15 protein-coding genes are annotated in these 21,951 nt (G+C 74.2%); 6 read left to right on the top strand and 9 right to left on the bottom strand.

Annotation, left to right across the window (positions count from 1 at the left end; translation table 11 throughout):
• Positions 1–652, bottom strand: a 652-nt coding sequence (locus GA0115242_RS36965; RefSeq protein WP_141721899.1) for a serine/threonine-protein kinase, incomplete at its 3' end; no start/stop codon positions are given.
• Between the two features lie 44 nt (positions 653–696).
• On the opposite strand from GA0115242_RS36965, the gene GA0115242_RS36960 reads away from it, so the two are divergent.
• Positions 697–1,254, top strand: a complete 558-nt coding sequence (locus GA0115242_RS36960) for an RNA polymerase sigma factor (protein WP_093836032.1) — start codon at positions 697–699, stop codon at positions 1,252–1,254.
• Positions 1,255–1,273: 19 nt separating this feature from the next.
• Here GA0115242_RS36960 and GA0115242_RS36955 read toward each other — a convergent pair whose 3' ends face one another.
• Positions 1,274–3,685: a SpoIIE family protein phosphatase gene (locus GA0115242_RS36955; RefSeq protein ID WP_093836031.1), complete on the bottom strand. Its 2,412-nt coding sequence runs from the start codon at positions 3,683–3,685 to the stop codon at positions 1,274–1,276.
• Positions 3,686–3,941: 256 nt separating this feature from the next.
• Between GA0115242_RS36955 and GA0115242_RS36950 the strand changes: the two genes are divergently transcribed.
• From GA0115242_RS36950 to GA0115242_RS36935, 4 genes are all read left to right on the top strand, one after another.
• On the top strand, positions 3,942–7,034 hold the full coding sequence (locus GA0115242_RS36950; RefSeq protein ID WP_093836030.1) for a glycoside hydrolase family 2 TIM barrel-domain containing protein: 3,093 nt from the start codon (positions 3,942–3,944) through the stop codon (positions 7,032–7,034).
• Between the two features lie 183 nt (positions 7,035–7,217).
• Positions 7,218–9,461 carry a glycoside hydrolase family 9 protein gene (locus tag GA0115242_RS36945; RefSeq protein ID WP_093836029.1) on the top strand — a complete coding sequence of 748 codons (2,244 nt, stop codon included), beginning with the start codon at positions 7,218–7,220 and terminating at the stop codon, positions 9,459–9,461.
• A 371-nt stretch (positions 9,462–9,832) separates the two neighbouring features.
• Positions 9,833–10,078, top strand: a complete 246-nt coding sequence (locus GA0115242_RS36940) for a hypothetical protein (RefSeq protein ID WP_093836028.1) — start codon at positions 9,833–9,835, stop codon at positions 10,076–10,078.
• A gap of 3 nt (positions 10,079–10,081) precedes the next feature.
• Positions 10,082–10,471 (top strand): toxin Doc, encoded by a 390-nt coding sequence (locus GA0115242_RS36935; RefSeq protein ID WP_093836027.1) that lies wholly within the window; start codon positions 10,082–10,084, stop codon positions 10,469–10,471.
• 225 nt (positions 10,472–10,696) lie between these two features.
• On the opposite strand, the gene GA0115242_RS36930 is transcribed toward GA0115242_RS36935, so the two are convergent.
• The 3 genes from GA0115242_RS36930 to GA0115242_RS36920 all read right to left on the bottom strand — a co-directional run bounded on the left by GA0115242_RS36930 (position 10,697) and on the right by GA0115242_RS36920 (position 14,538).
• Positions 10,697–11,674 carry a 2-hydroxyacid dehydrogenase gene (locus tag GA0115242_RS36930; protein ID WP_093836026.1) on the bottom strand — a complete coding sequence of 326 codons (978 nt, stop codon included), beginning with the start codon at positions 11,672–11,674 and terminating at the stop codon, positions 10,697–10,699.
• A complete protein-coding gene (locus GA0115242_RS36925) occupies positions 11,671–12,840 on the bottom strand; it encodes a lactate 2-monooxygenase (protein WP_093836025.1) in 1,170 nt (389 codons plus the stop codon). Before GA0115242_RS36925 ends, GA0115242_RS36930 begins: the two co-directional genes overlap by 4 nt.
• Before the next feature lie 99 nt (positions 12,841–12,939).
• Complete coding sequence (locus GA0115242_RS36920; protein WP_093836024.1) at positions 12,940–14,538, bottom strand: purine-cytosine permease family protein; 1,599 nt, start codon at positions 14,536–14,538, stop codon at positions 12,940–12,942.
• Between the two features lie 490 nt (positions 14,539–15,028).
• On the opposite strand from GA0115242_RS36920, the gene GA0115242_RS36915 reads away from it, so the two are divergent.
• On the top strand, positions 15,029–15,463 hold the full coding sequence (locus tag GA0115242_RS36915; protein ID WP_093836023.1) for a subtilase-type protease inhibitor: 435 nt from the start codon (positions 15,029–15,031) through the stop codon (positions 15,461–15,463).
• Positions 15,464–15,595: 132 nt separating this feature from the next.
• Here GA0115242_RS36915 and GA0115242_RS36910 read toward each other — a convergent pair whose 3' ends face one another.
• The 4 genes from GA0115242_RS36910 to GA0115242_RS36895 all read right to left on the bottom strand — a co-directional run bounded on the left by GA0115242_RS36910 (position 15,596) and on the right by GA0115242_RS36895 (position 21,951).
• A complete protein-coding gene (locus GA0115242_RS36910) occupies positions 15,596–15,973 on the bottom strand; it encodes an STAS domain-containing protein (protein WP_093836022.1) in 378 nt (125 codons plus the stop codon).
• A 163-nt stretch (positions 15,974–16,136) separates the two neighbouring features.
• Entirely contained in the window at positions 16,137–17,309 is a 1,173-nt protein-coding gene (locus GA0115242_RS36905) for a Ppx/GppA phosphatase family protein (protein WP_093836021.1), read from the bottom strand.
• A gap of 146 nt (positions 17,310–17,455) precedes the next feature.
• Positions 17,456–18,964: an MFS transporter gene (locus tag GA0115242_RS36900; RefSeq protein ID WP_093836020.1), complete on the bottom strand. Its 1,509-nt coding sequence runs from the start codon at positions 18,962–18,964 to the stop codon at positions 17,456–17,458.
• A gap of 167 nt (positions 18,965–19,131) precedes the next feature.
• Positions 19,132–21,951 carry an NHLP bacteriocin export ABC transporter permease/ATPase subunit gene (locus GA0115242_RS36895; protein ID WP_093836019.1) on the bottom strand — a complete coding sequence of 940 codons (2,820 nt, stop codon included), beginning with the start codon at positions 21,949–21,951 and terminating at the stop codon, positions 19,132–19,134.

Raw genomic sequence — 21,951 nt, 5'->3', positions numbered from 1 at the left:
CCACCCGGCCGGGATCGCCCGGCACCTCCCCGGTGACCAGGCGGTAGCCGACCGCGCCCAGGGCGTACACGTCGGCCCGCGCGTCTATGCCCGCGCCCGGCGCCGCCTGCTCCGGCGGCCGGTACCCGGCCGACCCCGCGGCCAGCGTCAGACCGGACGCCTGCGCCAGACTCTTGGCCAGCCCCAGATCGGCCAGCAGCACCCGGGGCGCGCCGCCGGGGGAGGAGCGCAGCAGCACGTTGGACGGCTTGATGTCCCGGTGCACGATCCCCGCCGCGTGCAGCGCCTGCGCGCCCCGGGCGGCCCCCGCCGTCAGCCGCAGCGCCTCGGCCACCGGCAGCGGGCCCGCCTCCGCCAGCTCCGCGAGGGTGCCGCCGTCGGCGTACTCCATGACGAAGTACGGCCGCCCGTCCGGGAGTTCACCGATGTCGTACACCTGCACCACCCGGTCCGAACCGGCCTTGCGCAGCATCCGCGCCTCGGTCAGGAACCGCTCGCGGACATCGAGCCGGTGGCTCCAGTTGTCGGCGAGGACCTTGACGGCCACCGGCGCGTCCAGGTCGTCGTCGTGGGCCAGCCAGACCGTGCCGAACGCGCCGGAGCCCAGACGCCGTCCCAGACGGTAGCGGCCGATCCGCTCGAGAGAGTGCATACAGCTATCATGCCTGCGCCCGATCACCTGGGAAGGGAGACCCCGTGCCGGACCCGGCACCCACCGAGGACCTCGCCCGCGACGCCGCCGCCGGGGACGCCGGCGCCCTGGACCTGCTGCTGCGCGAGATCCGCCCCGAGGTGGTCCGGCGCTGCGGGCGCTTCCTGCCCTGCCGCGAGGACGCCGAGGAGGCCGCGCAGGACGTCCTGCTCCAGGTCGCCCGCCGGATCGGCACCTTCGAGGGCCGCAGCCGCTTCAGCACCTGGCTCTACACGGTGGTGGCGAACTGCTCCCGGCAGAAGTACCGCGAACTGCGCCGCAGGGCCGCCGAGCAGCCCGCGCCCGCCGACCTCGACCTCGACCGCCGGGCCGACCCGCGCACCACCAGCGTCATCGCCGGGTCCCGCCTGGACCTGCTGGAGGCGCTCGACCGGCTGGAGCGCGAACGCCCGCACCTGGTCGGGCCGTTGGTCTACCGGGACATCTGCCAGCTCGACTACGCCGAGGCCGCCGAACGCGCCGGCGTTCCGCTGGGCACCCTTAAGTCCCGGCTGCACGAGGCCCGTCGGCAGGTCAGACCCTGGCTCGCGGACGGCTCCTAGACAGGGCCTGACCCGGGCGCTACAGCTGGGCCAGCAGGTCGATCTCGGCCCAGATCGTCTTGCCCTCCGAGGTGTGCCTGCTGCCCCAGCGCTGGGTGAGCTGGGCGACCAGCAGCAGCCCCCGGCCGCCCTCGTCCCAGGACTTGGCGCGGCGCAGGTGCGGGGCGGTGTGGCTGGTGTCGGAGACCTCGCAGATCAGCGTCACCTCGTCGTGGATCAGCCGCAGCCTGATCGGGTGGGCGCCGTACCGGATCGCGTTGGTGACCAGCTCGCTGACCACCAGCTCCGCGGTGAACGCGGCCTCCTGAAGGCCCCAGGCGTCCAACTGGTCGACGACCTGCTTGCGGATCGGGGCCACCAGCGCCGGGTCGGGCGGGATGTGCCAGGTCTCCACCTGCGAGGCGGGCAGCCCCCGGGTGCGGGCCAGCAGCAGCGCCACGTCGTCGGCGACCCCGCCGACCGGCAGCAGGGCGCGCAGCACCCGGTCGCACGTCTCGTCCAGGGAGGCGCCGTCCGCCCCCTGCCCGGCGCCCGGGGCGCGCTCGGCGCAGGCCGCCATCGACTCCCGCAGCAGCCGACGTCCCGTCTCGGTGTCCCGTTCCCTGCTCTCGGTCAGACCGTCCGTGTAGAAGGCCAGGACACTGCCCTCGGGAAGCTGCAGCTCCGTCGACTCGAAGGGCAGTCCGCCCACCCCGAGCGGCGGTCCCGCGGGCATCGTGATCTGCCGGGGCGTGCCGCCCGGCTCCATCACCATGGGCGGCGGATGACCGGCCCTGGCCAGCGCGCAGCACCGGGAGACCGGATCGTAGACCGCGTACAGGCAGGTCGCGCCGACCTCGCCGGGGCTGCCGTCGCCGCCCGCCTCGGCGGAGAGCCTGACCACCAGGTCGTCCAGGTGGGTGAGCAGTTCGTCGGGGGCGAGGTCGATGTCGGCGAGGGTGCGCACGGCGGTGCGCAGCCTGCCCATGGTGGCGGACGCCTGGATGCCCTGGCCGACGACGTCCCCGACGACCAGCGCGACCCGCATCCCGGAGAGCGGGATGACGTCGAACCAGTCGCCGCCCACCCCGGCGCGCGCCGCCGGGAGGTAGCGGGAGGCGGCGTCCACGGCGGCGGTGCGGGGCAGCGTGCGCGGCAGCAGGCTGCGCTGGAGGGCGAGCGCGGTGTCCCGTTCGCGGGAGTAGCGGCGGGCGTTGTCGATGCAGACGGCCGCGCGGGCGGTGACCTCCTCGGCGAGGAGCACGTCGTCCGGCGTGAACGGGTCCTGGCGGCGGAACCTGCGCAGCACGGCGACCCCGAGGGTCAGCCCGCGAGCCTGGATCGGCACCGACATCGTGGAGTGGATGCCGAACTCGCGGACCCGCCGGGCGCGGGCCGCGTCCCCGGCCAGCCACGCCTCCATCCCGGCGGTGGCGGGCGCGGCCAGGATGGTGCGCCCGGTGATCAGCGAGTCGGCCTGCGGGGAGCCCTCCGGGTAGGGCTCCTGCGCACCCGGCTCGACGACGGCCTCGGGCGTGCCGGGGCTCACCGACCGGTGCGCCGACCGGCGCAGCCGCACCGGCGCGGTCAGCGGGGAGGGGGGTTCGCCGTGCTCCTGCGGGTCGAGCAGGTCGACGCTGACGATGTCGGCGAGGGCGGGCACGAAGACGTCGGCCAGCTCCTGCGCCGTCCGGGTGACGTCGAGGGTGGTGCCGATGCGGACGCTCGCCTCGTTGACGATCTGGAGGCGTTCCCTGGCGAGGACGTTCTCGGTGATGTCGTGGGCGGCGAGGCACACCCCGCGCACCCGGCCCCGGTCGTCGGTGACCGGCGCCATCCGGGCCAGCCAGGCGTGCGCCCGCTCCTCGCCGCCGGTGCGCAGGTACGTCTGCACGTCGGCGGGGCGGCCGGTGGTGAGCACCTGGAGCATCCGCCGCTCCAGCTCCTCGCTCTGCGGGCGCCCGCCGATCTCGGCCAGCCGCAGCCCCCGGACCCGCTCCTCGGGGAGCCCTATGACGTCGGCCATCGCGGCGTTGACCCGGCGCAGCCGCAGCCGGTCGTCGTAGACGGCGACCGCGCAGGGCGACTGGACCAGCGCGGCGGTGGCCAGCGGGTCGTCGGTGCCGGGCGGCGGCGTCCCGTCGTCGAGGGGGCTGAAGAGCAGCCAGCGCCCCGGCCGGTCCGCCTGCGGCTCCCGGTGGTGGGCGACCAGCCAGCGCGGGATCTCCCGCCCGTCCCGGTGACGCAGGGTGACGGTGCCGTGCCAGCGGATCCCGTCGGGCCGCGGCGGTCCCGCACCGGCCAGCAGGCGGGCGGCGGGGCGGCCGAGCACCTCGCCGCCCGGCCAGCCGAGCAGCCGTTCCGCGCCCGCGTTCCATCCGACGAGCACGCCCGAGTCGTCGACGGCGGCCCGTGCCGTCGCGGCTTCGTCGAACGGGTACTCGGGGCTCATCGTCGCCACTCCATCGCGCGCACTCACAGTGAGCAACCGCGTCACTTGCGTTCCAGCCTAGTGCGTCAGGCCCGTCCGTGGACCCGAACCCCAGGGGGCACGGCGGCTCGCGGCAGGGCCCGATCCGGCCGATGCGGGACCCGGTGCACAAGAGGCGGACGCGCCCCTTGACGGGCCTGTGCGCCACCCCGGAAGAATCTGGTCGCGGACGTGTTCGGTCGTGCGTACTTCTGGTCCCTGACAAGGGAGAGCCGCCATGACGGTCACTCGCAGATCGCTCCTGATCGCCTCCGCCGCCGCACCGGCGGCCGGGGCGCTCGGCACCCCGGCGGCCGGTGCCGCCGAGACGGCCGGAACCCGGGCGGGCAGACACACGGTCGCCCTCCGTGACGGCTGGCGGTTCGCCCTGGCCGACCCGGGCGGCGTCGACGATCCCACCGGCGCCTGGGCGCGGGCCGCCGACCCCGGCTACGACGACTCGGCGTGGCGGGAGGTCGCGGTGCCGCACGACTGGAGCATCGAGCAGACGCCCACCACCGACCACGGCACCACCGCGGGCACCGGCTTCCTGCCCGGCGGCCTCGGCTGGTACCGCCTCGCGCTGACCCTGCCGCGCGGGTACACCGGCCGCCGGATCTCGGTGGAGTTCGACGGCGTGTACATGGACTCCACCGTGTACTGCAACGGACGCGAGATCGGCCACCACCCCTACGGCTACACGGGGTTCGCCCTCGACCTGAGCGACGACCTGCGCACCGACGGCCGCACGGTGAACGTCATCGCCGTCCGGGTGCGCAACCAACTGCCCAGCAGTCGCTGGTACTCGGGCAGCGGCATCTACCGCGAGGCCCGTCTCGTGGTCACCGACCCGGTGCACGTGGAGCGCTGGGGCACCCGGGTGACCACGCCCGAGGCCGGTCCCGAACGGGCCGTGGTGCGGGTGCGGACCGCGGTGGCCGACGCGGCCCGCAGCGGGGCGCGGGTGGAGATCGGATCGGCGGTCAGGGAGCCGGGCGGCCGGACCGTGGCCCGCGCGAGCAGCACCGTCGACGTCACCGACCGGGTCGAGGAGACCCATGAACTCACCTTCGCCAAGCCCAGGTTGTGGGACTTCGCGGACCCGCACCGCTACACCCTGGAGACCGAACTGCGGGTGGACGGGCGGGTGGTGGACACCTACCGCACCGTCTTCGGCGTCCGCGACTACGCCTTCGACCCCGACGAGGGCTTCCACCTCAACGGCGTCCACACCAAGATCAGGGGCGTCGACCTCCACCACGACCAGGGCGCCCTCGGCGCGGCGATCAGCAGGGACGCCGTGCTGCGCCAGATGACCCTCATGAAGTCGATGGGCGTCAACGCCCTGCGCACCTCCCACAATCCGCCCTCCCCGGAGATGATCGACGTCTGCGAGGAGCTGGGCATCGTGATGATGGTGGAGGCGTTCGACTGCTGGCGCACCGGCAAGACCCGTTACGACTACGGACGCTTCTTCGACGAGTGGTGCGAGCGGGACGCCACCGAGATGGTCCTCGCCGCCCGCAACTCGCCAGCGGTGGTGCTCTGGTCGATCGGCAACGAGATCCCCGACTCGACCTCCACCGCCGGTCTCGCCATGGCCGACCGGATCATCGGCGCGATCCGCGCAGCCGACGACTCCCGCCCGCTGGTCATCGGCTCGGACAAGTACCGGGGCGTGCCCGCCAAGGGTTCGGCGGCCGATCTGATGCTGGGCAGGCTCGACGGCCTGGGCCTCAACTACAACACCGCCGCGTCGGTGGACGCCCTGCACGCGGCCTACCCGCGCCTGTTCCTCTTCGAGTCCGAGTCGTCCTCGGAGACCTCGGCCCGGGGCGCCTACCAGGAGCCGCAGCACCTCAACACCGGGGAGAACCACACCCCGGGCAGGCGGGCCACCTCGTCCTACGACAACAACCTCGCCTCCTGGACGATGAGCGGCGAGTACGGCCACAAGAAGGACCGCGACCGGAAGTGGTTCGCCGGGCAGTTCCTCTGGTCCGGCATCGACTACATCGGCGAGCCCACCCCGTACAACGTCTTCCCGGTCAAGGCGTCCTTCTTCGGCGCGATGGACACGGCGGGCTTCCCGAAGGACATGTTCCACCTCTTCCGCAGCCAGTGGACCGGCGAGCCGATGGTCCACCTGGTGCCGATGAGCTGGAACCACGCGGACGGCGACACGGTCGAGGTGTGGGCCTACAGCACCGTGGACACCGTCGAGCTGTTCCTCGACGGGACCTCCCTCGGCACCCGCGTCTTCGACACCAAGCGGACCACCGACGGCCGCGCCTACCTGGAGACCACCGAGGCCACCGGCGACGACAAGACCGTCACCGGCGGTCCCTGGCCCGGGAGTTACACCAGCCCCAACGGCGGCGCGGGCAAGCTGCACCTGACCTGGCGGGTCCCGTTCCGGCCGGGCGAGCTGAAGGCGGTGGCCCGCAGGGACGGCCGAGTGGTCGCCACCGACGTGCTGCGCACCGCGGGCGCCCCGCACGCGGTCCGCCTCACCGCCGACCGCGCCTCCCTCGCGGCCGACGGGCGGTCCCTGCTCTTCGTGACCGCCGAGGTCGTCGACGCGCGGGGGGTGGTCCTGCCCGACGCCGAGGACCTGATCACCTTCGCCGTGCGGGGCGGCTCGCTCGCCGGGCTCGACAACGGCCGCCAGGAGAGCGCCGAGCGCTACCAGGCCAGCACCAGGACCGCCTTCCACGGCAGGGCCCTCGCGATCGTCCGCTCCGGGGTGCGTCCCGGGACCCTCACGGTGACCGCCCGCGCGGACGGGCTGCGCGCCGGGACGGTCGCCGCGCGCACCACCCGGGCCGCAGCGCCCGCGACCACTCCGGCCCCCGTCCTCGCGCCCGACCCGCCCGCGGCACCCGCGGTCCCGCGCGCGGACGCCGGGTACTCGGGACGCCCGGACACCCTGCCCGCCGCGATGCTCGACGGCGACCCGGCCACCGGCTGGTCCAACGGCTTCACCAAGGCGGCCACCGCGCTGCTGCCCGCGTTCAGCGGGGTGCGGCCCGAGGACTGGATCTCCGTCGACTTCGGCCGGGTCCGCGTCCTCGACCGGGTCGAGGTCTCGTTCACCGTGGACGCCGGCCACAGCCTGCCGTCCGCCGTGCGGGTCGAGGTGTGCGACGGCCGCCGCCGGGTGCCGGTCACCGGCGCGCGGATCGACTGGGCCACCGCCTCGGGCGCCCCGACGGTCGTCACCTTCGACGCCGTGCGCGGCACCGGGCTGCGGCTCACCCTGACCAGCGCGCACCCGGGCGAGGCCGCGGGCGCGATCCGGGTCGTCGCCCTGGAGGCACCGGCGGGCTGACCGGGGCCGACCGGGCGGAAGGGGCGCCGACGGGTCCGGGCGGGAAATCCCGTCCCGTCCGGACCGTTGACGGGGTGTCATGAGCCGAACAAGCATGGCCCGTGTCCGCATCTGGGAGCGCTCCCACGGGCGAATCGCACCCCGAGGAGCGTCCCCCGCACCTCCCGCACGAGGAGCCCAGACGTGAAACGACGCAGAACCGCCCTGCTCACCCTCACGGCCCTGCTCGGCGCCGTGCTCACCGCGCTGCCCGCCGCACCGGCCGCTGCCGACGAGGTCGAGCAGGTGCGCAACGGCACCTTCGACACCACCACCGAGCCCTGGTGGGCGTCCGCGAACGTGACCGCCGCGGTCTCCGACGGGCAGCTCTGCGCCCAGGTGCCCGGCGGCACCACCAACCGCTGGGACGCGTCCGTCGGCCAGAACGACCTCACCCTCGTCGCGGGGGAGTCGTACCGGTTCTCCTTCCGCGCGAGCGGCACCCCCGAGGGGCACGTGGTGCGCGCGATCGTCGGCCTGTCCACGGCGCCCTACGACACCTACTTCGAGGTGAGCCCGCAGCCCGGCCCCGCCGGTGACGTGTACTCGTACACCTTCACCGCGCCCGTCGACACCACCCAGGGCCAGGTCGCCTTCCAGGCGGGCGGCAGCGCCGACCCCTGGCGGCTGTGCGTGGACGACGTCTCCCTGCTCGGCGGCGTGCCGCCCGAGGTGTACGAGCCCGACACCGGGCCCCGGGTGCGCGTCAACCAGGTCGCCTACCTGCCGGAGGGGCCGAAGAACGCCACCCTCGTCACCGACGCCACCGGCAGACTGCCCTGGCGGCTGCGCGACGCGGGCGGGGCCACCGTCGCCCACGGCCTGACCCGGCCGCGCGGCACCGACGTCTCCTCCGGGCAGAACGTCCACTCCATCGACTTCGGCGCCTACCGGGGCCGGGGCCGGGGGCTCACGCTGGTGGCCGACGGCGAGACCAGCCGCCCCTTCGACATCGGCGCCGACGCCTACGAGAGGCTGCGCCTCGACGCGCTGAAGTACTACTACACGCAGCGCAGCGGCATCGCGATCCGCGACGACCTGCGCCCCGGCTACGGCCGCCCCGCCGGACACCTCGGCACCGCCCCCAACCGCGGTGACGGCGCCGTCCCCTGCCGGCCCGGCGTCTGCGCCTACACGCTGGACGTGACCGGCGGCTGGTACGACGCGGGCGACCACGGCAAGTACGTCGTCAACGGCGGCATCACCACCTGGGAACTGCTCAGCACCTACGAACGCTCCCTGCTCGCGCGCACCGGCCGTCCCGGCCGCCTCGGCGACGGCACCCTCGCCCTCCCGGAGAGCGGCAACAAGGTGCCCGACATCCTGGACGAGGCCCGCTGGGAGCTGGAGTTCCTGCTGAAGATGCAGGTGCCCGCCGGGCAGCCGCTCGCGGGCATGGCCCACCACAAGATCCACGACGAGCAGTGGACCGGCCTGCCGCTGCTGCCCTCCGACGACCCCCAGCCGCGCGAACTGCACCCGCCGTCCACCGAGGCCACCCTGAACCTCGCCGCGACCGCCGCCCAGGCGGCCCGCCTCTACCGGCCCTACGACCGGGCGTTCGCCGCCCGCGCGCTCGCCGCCGCCCGCACGGCCTGGGACGCGGCCCTCGCCCACCCGGCCCTCCACGCCTCCCCGGACGACGGCGTCGGCGGCGGCACCTACGCCGACGACGACGCCACCGACGAGTTCTACTGGGCCGCCGCCGAGCTGTATCTGACCACCGGGGAGAAGCGGTTCGCCGACCACGTCCGCACCTCGCCCGCCCACACGGCCGACCTCTTCGGCGGCCTCGGCTTCGACTGGGGCCGCACCGCCGCCGCCGGACGCCTCGACCTGGCAACCGTGCCGAGCGCCCTGCCGGGCCGCGACGCCGTGCGCCGCTCGGTGGTCAGGGGCGCCGACCGCTACCTCGCCACCCTCGCCGCCCAGCCCTACGGCATGCCGTACGCGCCGCCCGGCAACCTCTACGACTGGGGCTCCAACGCGCAGGTGCTCAACAACGCCGTCGTCCTCGCCACCGCCTTCGACCTCACCGGCGCCGCCAGGTACCGCGACGGCGCGGTGCAGAGCATGGACTACCTGCTCGGCCGCAACGCCCTGAACACGTCCTACGTCACCGGGTACGGCGAGGTCGCCGCGCACAACCAGCACAGCCGCTGGTACGCCCGCCAGCTCGACCCGCGCCTGCCCGCGCCGCCGCCCGGGACGCTGGCGGGCGGCCCGAACTCCGGCATCCAGGACCCCTACGCGCAGGCCAGACTCCAGGGCTGCACGGGCCAGTTCTGCTACATCGACGACATCCAGTCCTGGTCGACCAACGAGACCGCGATCAACTGGAACGCGGCCCTGGCCCGGCTGGCGTCCTTCGTGGCGGACCAGGGCTGAGCCCACCCCGCCACCGGGCGGACGCGCGGCGCGCAGCCCGGTCGTCGGCACCCCCGTACTCGACGACCAGGTGTCCGGGGGCCGGGAGCCGGTGCGCGGCTCCCGGCGACCGAGGTGCGCGGTCCTCCTCGGTGACGGGGTCATGGTGGTGACGGGACCGGGACCGGAAAATGTGACGCCTGAACGGAGAATGTGACCTACGCCTCACCGGGCCTTCCCCGCGCGGACCTGCGGGGGAGGCCCGCCGACGTCCGCCGCCGCGGCCCGGGGGAGCGGGCGGCGACGGGGCTCGCGGCCCGCCCGGTACCGTCGGGCGGGCGCTGTGAGCAGGCACTATTTACGAGTAAGTACCCCAGAGGTACCGTGAGCGCATGCCAGCTCTGAATGTGGAGTTCAGCGACCGCGAGCTAGAGGACCTGCGGCAGATCGCCAAGGAACGCGGTACGTCGATGAAGGCGCTCGTCCGGGAGGCGGCCGCCGCCGACATAGCCAGGCACCGGGCGCTCCAGGAGGGCGCGGAGGCCTTCCGGCGCTTCTTCGCCTCGCACGCCGACGAGTTCGCCGCCGCCTTCCCCGACGACGAACCCCACGGCGGGAACGAGGGGCGGGCCGCCTGACCGATGGCACCGGCACCCGTACCCGTCATCCACATCGACGTCCCCTGGCTGCTCCAGCGCCATGAAGAGGTGCTGCCCGACCAGCCCACCATCAACGACTTCTCCGCGCTGGTCGCCGCCGTCGCCCGGCACCGGGTCGACCCGCCGCGGCTCGGCGTGGACTCCGACCCGGCCTGGCGGGCCGCCGCCCTGCTGCACACCCTGGCGCTGCTCAAGCCGCTTCCGGCCGCCAACGCCCGCTTCGCCTGCGCCACCGCCGTGGCCTACATGTTCGTCAGCGACGTCGGCATCGACCCGCCCTACGGCGCTCTCGTCGACCTCGCCCGCGACCTGATCTCCGGCAAGACCGACGTCTTCGGCGCCGCCGACCGGCTGCGCTCCTGGCAGATCTGAACTCCCGCCCCGGCGGCGGGAGCCGGTGCCCGGGACCGCCGGCCGGGGGCGGGAGGAGCACCCGGCCGGCGGCCCGGACCGGCACGGGAGAGCCGCGTCCCGCGCGGGCCTCCGGGGAAGGGCCGGGCCCCAGTCCACCGCGCGGGGGCGCGCACCGGGAGCGTGCGCGACGCCCCGGCGCGGGCGTCCGGTTCACACGGGGCGCGGACGGCCGGGCACGCCTCCTCAGCCGACCTCGTCCCGGATCCCGCCCCCGGTGAGGTACGCCGTCACGTTGCCCACCGCGGCCAGCGCGATCCGCACCAGCGTCTCCCGGGTGACGCCCCCGGCGTGCGGCGAGAGGACCACGTTCGGCGCCTTCAGCAGCCGCAGCGCGGGCGACGGCGGCTCCGGGTCGAAGACGTCGAGCCCCGCCCCGGCCAGCGCGCCCCGCTCCAGCGCGTCCGCCAGCGCCTCCTGGTCGATCAGGGCGCCCCGCGCGGTGTTGACGACGAACGCGGTCGGCTTCAGCAGCGCCAGCCGCCGCGCGTCGAGCATCCCCCGGGTCGCGTCGGTCAGCGGGGCGTGCAGGGTGACGTAGTCGGCGGTGCCCAGCAGTGCGTCGAGCGGCAGGTGCCGGGCGCCCCCGAGGCGCTCCTCCGTCGCCGCAGGGACCCGGTGCCTGCCCGCGTACACGACCTCCATGTCGAAGGCGACGGCGCGCCGCGCGACCTGCTGCCCGATGGTGCCGAGCCCGACGACGCCGAGGGTCTTGCCGGACAGCTCGGTGAGCGAGCCCTGCAGGCGCGGCAGCGCCCAGTCCCCCTCGACGAGCGCGGTGTGCGCCGGGATCAGCCGCTTGGCCAGGGCGAGCATCAGCGCGAACGTCTGCTCGGCGACGTTCTGGCCCTCGGCGCCGCTGGAGCCGATGGTGCACACCCGCACCCCGCGCTCACGGGCCGCCGCGAGGTCCACGTAGTCGAAGCCGTGGCTCGCGCACTGCACCAGCTCCAGCTCCCGCGCCGCCGCGAGATGACCGGCCGTCACCGGTGCCAGCGCGGTGACGATCGCGTGCGCCCCGCGCAGCGCCGCCGGGTCCTCGTCGGCCGTCTCGACGACGGTGACGCGCACCCCGGCCGGGAACAGCCCGGCGAGCCCGGCCCCCGCGGCCCGGCCGCCGATGTGCGGCGGGATGACGGCGAGGACGTTCCGCCCGGCGCTCACGCGGACTCCTCGACCAGGTCGGCGGCGGTGGGCGAACCGGGTCCCGCGTGCCCCGAGAGCGCGAGGGTGAGGTCGAACTCGGCCAGCAGGCAGCGGATCACGTGCTCCACGCCCGCCTGCCCGTCCAGGCCGAGACCGTAGGCGTAGGGGCGGCCGAGGAGGACCCCGCGCGCGCCGAGCGCCAGCGCCTTGAACAGGTCGTCGCCGGTGCGCACCCCGCTGTCGAACAGCACGGTGAGCCGGTCGCCGACGGCCTCCGCCACCCGGGGCAGCGCGTCCGCCGCCGCGACCGACCCGGCGACCTGCCTGCCGCCGTGGTTGGAGACGACGACGCCGTCCATCCCGGCGTCGGCGGCGAGCCGGGCGTCGTCCGGGTGCAGGACGCCCTTGAGGACGATCGGTCCGTCCCAGTTCTCCCGCAGGAACGCCAGGTCGGGCCAGGTCTTGGCGGGGTCGGCGAACATCCCGACGAAGTGCAGCACCGCCGCGTTCGGGTCCTCGTGGACGGGCTTGGCGAGGCCCGCGCGGAAGGCCGGGTCGGTGAAGTAGTTCGCGGTGCCCACGCCGTGCAGGAACGGCAGGTACGCCTGGTCGAGGTCGCGCGGGCGCCAGGCGAGCAGCGGGGTGTCCAGGGTGACGAACAGCGCGGTGAACCCGGCGGCCCTGGCCCGGCCGAGGAAACTCCGGGTCACCTCGCGGTCCTTGGCCCAGTAGAGCTGGAACCAGCGCTCCCCGTCGCCCATGGCCTCAGCGACCTCCTCCATCGGGGTGCTGGACGCCGAGGAGAGGACGAAGGGCACGCCCTGGGCCGCGGCGGCCCGCGCGGCGGCCGGTTCCGCGTCCGGGTGCATGATCGACAGCACGCCGACCGGGGCCAGGGCCAGCGGGGCGGGCAGCGCGCGGCCCAGCAGCTCGACCGACAGATCGCGCTCGTGCACGTCCCGCAGCATGCGCGGCACGATCCTGCGGCGCTCCAGGGCGGCCCGGTTGGCGCGTGCCGTGCTGCCGTCGCCCGCGCTGCCCGCCACGTAACCGACCGGGCCGGGCCCGAGCCGCCGCTCCGCCAGCTCCTCCAGCCGGGTCAGATCGGTCGGCAGCCGGGGGACCGCTCCGGTCATGCCGTTGAGGTAGATCTCGTACTGGAAGTCAGCCCAGTGCTTGGCCATGGCTCGTCCGCTCCTCGTCGCTGAGATCGCGCGCAGTACGCCGACGATACGGGCGGCCGGGGGTGTGCCGGGCCCCGGGGTGACCGGCACACCCGCCGCTCAGGCGAGGGGGGTGACGGGGGCGGGGGAGGCCGGTGCGCCGGGGCCGGATATCGGCGGGACGGGCGTCTCGGCGGTGCGCACCAGCCGCGCGCCCTCGGGCCCGTAGGCGGCGCGCGGTTCGGGGAACAGCCGCAGCAGCGCCAGGTAGAGGACGGCGGCGACCGCGAGCGACAGCGGCAGGCCGATGTCGACGCCGTGCGCCAGGTCTCCGAGCGGGCCGACGAACTGGCCGGGGATGTTCGTGAACAGGACACCGACCAGGGCGGAGACCCACCAGGCGGTCATGCCGCGCCAGTTCCAGCCGTGGGTGAACCAGTAACGCCCGCCGCGCTGGCGGCGGTTGAAGACCTGGAGCGCCTCCGGGTCGTACCAGCCGCGGCGCACCAGGAAGCCCAGCATCATCACGACCATCCACGGGGTGGTGCAGGTGACGATCATCGTCGCGAACGTCGAGATGGACCGCACCAGGTCGAACCCGAACCGCCCGGCGAAGATGAACCCGATCGACACCACGCCGACCAGGACCGTCGCCCGCACCCGGGAGAGCCGGGGGAAGACGGAGGAGAAGTCGAGGCCGGTGCCGTAGAGCGCGGTGGTGCCCGTCGACATCCCGCCGATCAGGGCGAGCAGGCAGACCGGCAGGAAGTACCAGGCGGGCGAGATCGCGAGCAGCCCGCCGACGAAGTCGGGGGTCGCCGGGTCGACGTACCGGGGCGCCTTCGACGCGATGATGCTCGCCGTCACCAGGCCGAACCCGAACGGGAGCAGCGTCGCGAGCTGGGAGAGGAAGGCGGCGCCCATCACCCGGCGGCGCGGGGTGCCCGCCGGGATGTACCGCGACCAGTCGCCGAGGAAGGCGCCGAAGGAGACCGGGTTGGAGAGCACGATCAGCGCCGCCCCGATGAACGACGGCCAGAACATGCCGCTCGTCGCCGGGTCGGCGGAGTCGGTGAAGACCCCGGCGTAGGACGGGTCGAAGTCCCCGGCGAAGGCGATCGCGCCGAGCAGGAACAGCACCGTCGCGGAGGCCACCGCGACCTTGTTGACGAACAGCATGAAGCGGAAGCCGTACACGCACACCGCGAGCACCAGACCGGCGAAGAGGGCGTACGCGACTCCGTACGACAGGTTCCCGCGGGGCAGGCCGAAGAGCCGGTGCGCGCCGCCGACGAGAGCGTCGCCCGAGCTCCACACGGAGAGGGAGAAGAACGCGACGGCGGTCAGCAGCGAGAGGAACGAGCCGACCACGCGCCCGTGCACGCCGAGGTGCGCGGACGAGGAGACGGCGTTGTTGGTGCCGTTGACCGGCCCGAACACGGCCATCGGGGCCAGGATCAGGGCGCCGGTGACGACACCGAGGAGGGTGGCGGCCAGGCCCTGCCAGAAGGACAGCCCGAAGAGGATCGGGAAGGCGCCCAGGACGCAGGTGGCGAAGGTGTTGGCGCCGCCGAAGGCGAGGCGGAACAGGTCGAGCGGGCGGGCGGTGCGGTCCGCGTCGGGGATGCGCTCGACACCGTGCGTCTCGACCTCGGTCAGGGACGGCGGGTCGGCGGGGTCGGCGGAGTCGGCGGGGGAGGGGACGGGCTGGGACGTCACGGGGGGCTCCGGCTGGGGACGGCGGTGGAGCGCGGGGTGGCGCGGGGACCGTGCGGGCGGGGCCGTCCGGCCGCGGGGTGTGCGGTGCCGCGGACGCCCTCCTCGGGGGATCAGCCGAAGGTAGGGCGTCCGCAACCCCCCGGGCCAGCCGACGTTTCCTCCATTTTCGGCCCCTGAGCTGGATGAATCGGCCACCGCCCGCGGGCGCCGACGCGCGCCGCGCACCGTCCGCCGGAATGTTTCAGGACTATTGACCAAGCGCTCAGAACCGGCCAAACGGCCCTTCCGGATGATCTAGATCCGCTCAGTTCCTGGCCCCGCACGTTCGAATTCCGTGACTTCGCGCCACTGATTCAATACGCAAGGTTACTGAAACGCATGGGGTCGAGATGAGATTCGGCTCCGGACTCGGCAGACTCACGCTCGCCGGTCCGGCACCGACCGAGTCGGCTCCGGCACACCCTCGATCGTCAGCGGAAGGATGCACACGATGCGGAACACCGCGCGCTGGGCAGCGGCCCTCACCCTCACGGCCGCCTCCGTCCTCGGCCCCGTCGCCGGGACGGCCCTCGCCAGCCCGCTCCCCTCGCCCGCCTCGCTCTACGCCCCCTCGGACCTGGTGATGACACTGGGCCACGGGGAGAGCGCGGCCCTCGTCACCCCGCAGCGCGCGGTCACCCTGACCTGCGCCCCGACCGCCTCGGGCAGCCACCCGTCGGCTGCCGAGGCCTGCGCCGAACTGCGCTCGGCGAACGGCGACATCAACGCCCTGACGGCGCGCAGCGGCGCCCTGTGCACCAAGGCGTACGACCCGGTCGTCGTCACCGTGGGCGGGGTCTGGCAGGGCAAGCGGGTCGCCTACGAGCGGACCTTCGCCAACGAGTGCGTGAAGAGCTCCTACGGGCGTAGCCTCTTCGCCTTCTGAGACCGGGATCGCACGGGATCCGTGCGCGACCGGAGTGGCCCGCAGATGGGGAGTGCGCGCCCTCGCGGCGGGGCCCGGCGATCTCGCGCCGGGGACGGCGGACGGTGTGGGGCCGCCCGCCGTCGCCCGGCTTCACCCCCGCCGCTCCCCGGGAATCCCGGGGAGCGGCGGGAAGCGGCGCATCAGCCCGGCGCCGAGCAGCAGACGGCGCACCCGGGGGGCGTCGGCGACCAGGCGCAGCCGTCCGCCCTGCTCCCTGGCCCTGGTCTCCGCCCGGCACAGCACCCGCAGGCACGAGCAGTCGAGGAACGTCACCCGCCGCAGGTCCACGAGGATGTCGGGGGCGGGCCCCAGGGCCGCGGCGCTGAGGTGTTCGGCGACCAGGTCCGCGGTCGCCAGGTCGATCTCGCCGGTGACCTCGACGACGGTGAACGCGCCGGACGCACGGGTGCGGGCGTGCGCGTTCGGCGCGGGCGGTTCGGGTCTCGGCTCGTCCGGATCAGGGGTCATGGCCGCTCCACCTCGGCAGGGGCGCATTTGATCCCGGTAGTTACCCCGTGCCGACGCCGGCCACCCCCGACGCGCCGCAGACAAGATCTGGTTCACTCAACCTGGTGAATCGAGCAGGAATGGCTTGACATTCTCGGGTGTGGCTTGAGTCAACCGTTGCCGGTCAGGCGCCCGCGGGGACCGGCCGCCCCTTCTCCGCCGGCCGCCCGGACTTCTTCTCCAGGGCCCGCCCCGCCTTCTTCTCCAGCTTCCCGCCGAGGCGTTCGCCCGCCCCGGCACCCGGGCCCTCGCCCGGCCGCTCCGCGGAACGGCGTCCCGGCTGCCCGGCCGGTTCCCGTCCGGCGCCCTCGATCGCGAGCGCGCGCCGGGGCGGCGGCACCGGGTCCAGGCGGCTGCTGATCTCGCCCCACCAGTCGGGGCCGTCCTCTATGTGCCGCAGCAGGATGCCCTCGCGGATCGCCCACGGGCAGATCGTGACCTCCTTGAGGCCGGTCAGCTTCATCGCGGTGTGCGCCACGACGGCACCGGCCAGGCTCTGCGCGGAGCGCGGCGCCGAGATGCCGGGGAGTTCCGCCCGCTCGGCCGCGGGCAGCTCCGCCAGCCGTTCCATCCCGGCCCGCAGGTCGGGGCGGCGCAGCCGCCGCTCCACGAACGGACCGTGCCGACCGGGCTCCGCCCCGCACAACCGCCCCAACTGCTGGAACGTCCTGGACGTGGCCACCGCCGTACGCGGCCCCTCCCAGCGGATCCGGGCCGCCGCGTCCCTGAGTTGATGGCGCACCCGGCGGCGCAGCTCCCGCACCACCTCGGGGCCCGGCGGGTCGTCGGCGGTGAAGAACTCCTCGGTCAGCCGTCCCGCGCCCAGCGGCAGCGAGGCCACGAAGTCCGGCAGCCTGCCCCGCCCGAAGGCGACCTCCAGGGAGCCGCCGCCGATGTCCAGCATCGCCAGCGGCCCCGACCGCCAGCCCATCCAGCGCCGCGCCGCGAGGAACGTCAGCTCCGCCTCCACCTCGCCCGGCAGGGTGCACAGGTCGACGCCCGCCCCGTCGCGGACGGCGTCCAGCACCTCCCGGCGGTTGGTGGCGCTGCGCACCACGGTGGTCGCGAAGGCGAGCGGGGCGGTGGCGCCCCAGCGGCACGCCGTCCGTCTCGCCTCGGCGACCGACGCGACGATGCGTTCGACGGCCGCGCCGTCGATGGAACCGTCCGCCGTCAGGTGCTCCGAAAGCCGCAGCGGCCATTTCGCCGTGTGCACCGGCAGCGCCACCCCGCCCTGGGCGTCCGCCACCACGAGCCGGACCGTCTTCGAGCCCACATCCACCACACTGATACGCATGACGGGCTCGCTACCCCGATCCACGCGCGTCGACTCCCCACCGTGTCCGAGTCGTGACCGTGAGAAGGGGCCACCGTCTCCCTGCGGACGGTGACCCCTCGGATCCCTGCGGCTCACATCGGGCTGATCACATGTGATCGCACCGATCACATGTGGACGACCGGGGCGGCGTCCGGATCCTGCCGCTGCACGCCCCGGCGGAACAGCAGGAAGGTGATCACGGCGCCGGCCGCGAACAGGCCGGCCGACCAGGCGAAGGCGGTGGTGTAGCTCTCGATCGTGGCCTGCGCCCTGACCAGCCGGTCCCGCGGGTCCCGGCCCACGAGGTAGGCGGTGGCCGCGCTGGCGGCCAGCGTGTTCAGCAGCGCCGTGCCGATCGAACCGCCGACCTGCTGCATGGCGTTGACGGTGGCGGAGGCCACGCCCGCGTCCTCGGCGGCGACTCCGCCGGTCGCGAGCTGCATCGTCGGGGGCATGACCATGCCGAGGCCGAAGCCGATCACGAGCAGTTGCGGCAGGACCGCGCTCGCGTACTGCGAGCCGGTGTCGATCCCGGTCAGCCAGGTCATGCCGACCGCGGCGATCGCGAAGCCGAGCGGGACGATGACCTTCGGGCCGATGCGCGGCACCAGGACCGTGGTGCCCACCTGCGCGGCCACCATCAGCGCCGCGACCATCGGCAGGAACGCCACACCGGTCTTGGTCGGGCTGAAACCGAGGTTGAGCTGGAGGTAGTAGGTCAGGAAGAGGAAGACACCGAACATGCCCGAACCGGAGATGAGCACGGCCAGGAACGAGGCGGCCCGGTTGCGGTCCAGCAGGATGCGCAGCGGCAGCAGCGGGTGCGCGGCCCGGGTCTGCCACCAGCCGAAGGCGGCCAGCAGCAGTCCGCCGGCGATCAGGAAGCCCCAGGTCAGCGGCGAGCCCCAGTCGTGGGTCTCGGCGTTGGAGAAGCCGTAGACGACACCGAAGAGACCGCCCGCGACCAGCAGCGTGCCCGGCACGTCCAGCTTGGAGTTGCCCGCGTCGCGGTGGTTGGAGAGCAGCAGCCAGCCGCCCGCGAAGGCGACGACCGCGATGACGACGTTCACGTAGAGGGTCCAGCGCCAGTCGAGCGCGTCCGTGAGGACACCGCCGAGCAGCAGGCCCACCGCGCCGCCCGCGCCGGCGATGGCGCCGTAGACGCTGAACGCCTTGGCCTTCTCGCGGACGTCGGTGAACGTGGTGTTGAGGATCGACAGCGCGGCGGGCGCGAGCAGCGCGCCGAAGACGCCCTGGAGGGCGCGCGCGGTGACGAGCATGCCGAAGCCGTTGGCGGCGCCGCCCAGCGCGGAGACGGCGGCGAAGCCGACGACGCCCACGAGGAAGGCGGTCTTGCGGCCGAAGAGGTCGGCTATCCGGCCGCCGAGCAGCAGCAGCGAGGCGAACGCCAGCGCGTAGGCGGTGACGATCCACTGCCGGTTGCCGTCGGAGAAGCCGAGGTCGGCCTGGGCCGACGGCAGGGCGATGTTCACGATGGTGGCGTCCAGCACCACCATGAGCTGCGCGACGGCGACGACCGCGAGGATCCACCACCGCTTGGCGGCCGGCGCGGCGGGCTCGACCGCCGCCGGGTCGCCCGAGCGGGCGTCCTCGGCCAGGGTCTTCTGGGACATGGGGAACCATCCAGGGAAAGTCGTGCGGACCTTGAGGCAAAGAATCCGTAAACGAAACCGTTTCGTACACATGGAGAGTAGCCCACGATCTAGCGAAACGGCAACGTTTCGCTAGTTCACGGGCTGTCGCTGAGGTTCCCCCTGGACGAGGCGGTGGGGCGGGGCGGTCAGGCGAGCTGGCGCCGCACCAGCTCGTGCAGGCGTCCGCCGGTCTCCGCGAGGAGCTGCGCGGGCGGACCCTCCTGGGCGATCCTGCCGTCCTCCAGCACGATCACCCGGTCCGCGTCCAGCACCGTGGAGAGCCGGTGCGCGATGACGACCCGGGTGGCGTCCAGCGCCTTCGTCGACTCGATCACCGTGCGCTGCGTCGCGTTGTCGAGGGCGCTCGTCGCCTCGTCGAAGAAGAGGATGCGCGGCCGCCTGATCAGCGCCTGCGCGATCATCAGCCGCTGCCGCTGGCCGCCGGAGACCGCCCCGCTGCCGGAGACCAGCGTGTGCAGACCCATCGGCATCCGCTCGATGTCCCGCGCCAGCCCCGCCATCTCCGCCGCCGCCATCGCCTCCTCCGGCGTGTACGGCTCGGTGCCGCAGATCACGTCCATGATCGAACCGGTGAACGGCTGCGCGTGCTGGAGCACCACCCCGCACTGCCGCCGCACCGCCGACTGGTCGAGCGCCGCCAGGTCCTGGCCGTCGTACAGGACGCTTCCCGACAGCGGACGGTCGAAGCCGATCAGCAGCCGCAGCAGCGTCGACTTCCCGCAGCCGCTCGGTCCGACGATCGCCACGAACTCGCCCGCCCGCACCCGCAGGGAGACGTCGTCCAGCACCAGCGGCCCGTCCTCGGCGTACCGGAAGGAGAGCCGCCGCGCCTCGATCGCCCCGGTCAGCGGCCCCGGCCTGGTGCTCGCCGTGCGCACCTCGGGGGTCGCCTCCAGCACCGGCCTGATCTGCTCGAAGAGCGGCAGCGCCGCCACCGCCGACACGAACGCCCCGGTCAGCTGGGTGACCGAGGTCAGCAGCATCGTCACCGAGGTGCTGAAGGTGAGGAACGCCGCCGCCGACATCGTCCCGCGCGCCGGACCCGCGAGCAGCATGAACATCAGCAGCGTGCACAGCGGCAGATACACCGCGCCCAGCACCGACGTCAGGTTCTTCACCCGGCCCGCCCGCCGCTGCAGCTCACGGCTGCGCGCGAACTCCCCGGCCCAGGCCGCGTACGCGTAGTTCTCGGCCGCCGCCACCCGCAGCTTGGGCAGCCCGCGCAGGGTCTGGAACGCCTGGTTGTTCAGCTTGTTGCCGAGCACCACGAGCCGCCGCTGCCAGCGCACCTGCCACAGGCCGAGGCCCAGGAACACCGAGGCGATCACCACCAGCATGCCGAGCGCCGCGCACGCCATCGGCACGCTGAACCAGAACAGCAGCGCCAGGTTCATCACGCCGACGGTCGCCGACTGCGCGACCACCGGGCCGACGCCCGCCAGCAGCCGCCGCATCGCGCTGATCCCCATCGCCGCGCTCGCCAGCTCACCCGTCGAACGCTCCGTGAAGAACCGCGTCGGCAACCGCAACAGCCGGTCCCAGACCGCCGGTTGCAGCGTCGCCTCGATCCGGCCCTCGAGCCGCAGGATGGTCAGGTTCTCCAGCAGCGTGAACGCCGCCGCCACCACGCTGCTCAGCATCACCGCGAGACAGACCTGCGCGATCAGCCCGGTCTGCGCCCTCGGCACGAACTCGCCCAGCACCTTGCCGGTGGCGATCGGCACCAGCGCCCCGATCGCCACCGTCACCAGACCCGCGACCAGCAGCGTCCCGAGATCCCCGCCGGTGCCCCGCAGACTGAACCGCAGCAGCCGCAGCGGACTCAGCGCCCGGTCCGGCAGCGGCCGGTAGAACATCACCGCGCGCGGCTCGAACTCCTCGGCGTTCGCCCTCTCCACCGGGGTCTCCCGGCCGCTCGCCGGATGGACGGCGACATAGCCGCCCCGCCGCCACAGCAGCGCCACCGGCGCACCCGACAGGGCGCGGTGCCCGACCAGCGGGCCCACGTCGTCCCGCCACCAGGCACCGTCCAGCCGCACCGCCCGCACCCGCACCCGGGAGGCGAGCGCCACCCGCTCCACCGGGTCGAGCCGCTCGCCGCCCTCCGCACCCCGGGCGGGCTCGGCCAGGGTGATCCCGGCCGCCCGCGCGACCAGCGCGCAGGCCGCCCAGGTGGCGTCCGCGTCGGCGCCGGTGGTGGACCGCCCGCCCCGCCCGCCGATCGACGCCAGCAGCGCGCGGTCCGCCTGGGCGCGCACCGCCTCACCGGCCTTGATACCGGCGGCGGTCCGGCTCTCGTGCCCGCGCTCCAGCCGCTCGATCCAGCGGTCCAGCGTGGTCAGCAGCCGGAACTGCTGGTCGACCATGCTCTGCCACACCGCCGGGTCCATCAGCAGGTCGGCGGCGGCCTCGGCGCCGTACAGCGAGCCGTACTGGACGCTGCCGGGCGGCACCCGCATCCAGAACACGTCGTCGTCGGTCGCCTCGACGGGTGCCTCCGTCGCCATCGGCGCCTGGAACAGCACCGAGAGACTGCGGCCCACGCCGAGCGCGAGGGCGTACTCCAGCGGGCTCGTCGTCGGCGGCACGAACTGCGGGTTGCCGTACTGGTCGTAGGACCAGCTCTCGGTCGCCGCCCCCTGGTACAGCTCGCGCAGCCCGATCCGGCGCACCGCGCAGTCGCGCAGCGGCCGCGCCACCAGCGTGTGCCGCGGCCCGGAGACCGGACCCAGCAGCAGCGACCCGGCCTCCAGACGGCCCAGGTGGTGCCAGTGCCCCTGCCGCGCGGCGTCCACCGCGAACAGGTCCACCGCGCCCGCCGTCACCAGCCACAGCACCTGCGGCCCTTCGAGGTCGAGGCGGCCGGTACCGGCGCAGTCGACCGGTGTGCCCAGCGCGCCGAGCGCGCCCAGCACCAGATCCTCGTCGGGGACCGGGGACGTCAT

The sequence above is a fragment of the Streptomyces sp. SolWspMP-5a-2 genome (genome assembly GCF_900091845.1).
Taxonomy (GTDB): domain Bacteria; phylum Actinomycetota; class Actinomycetes; order Streptomycetales; family Streptomycetaceae; genus Streptomyces; species Streptomyces doudnae.
Note: the sequence above shows the minus strand (reverse complement) of the source record. Positions and strands in the feature narration are given on the sequence as shown.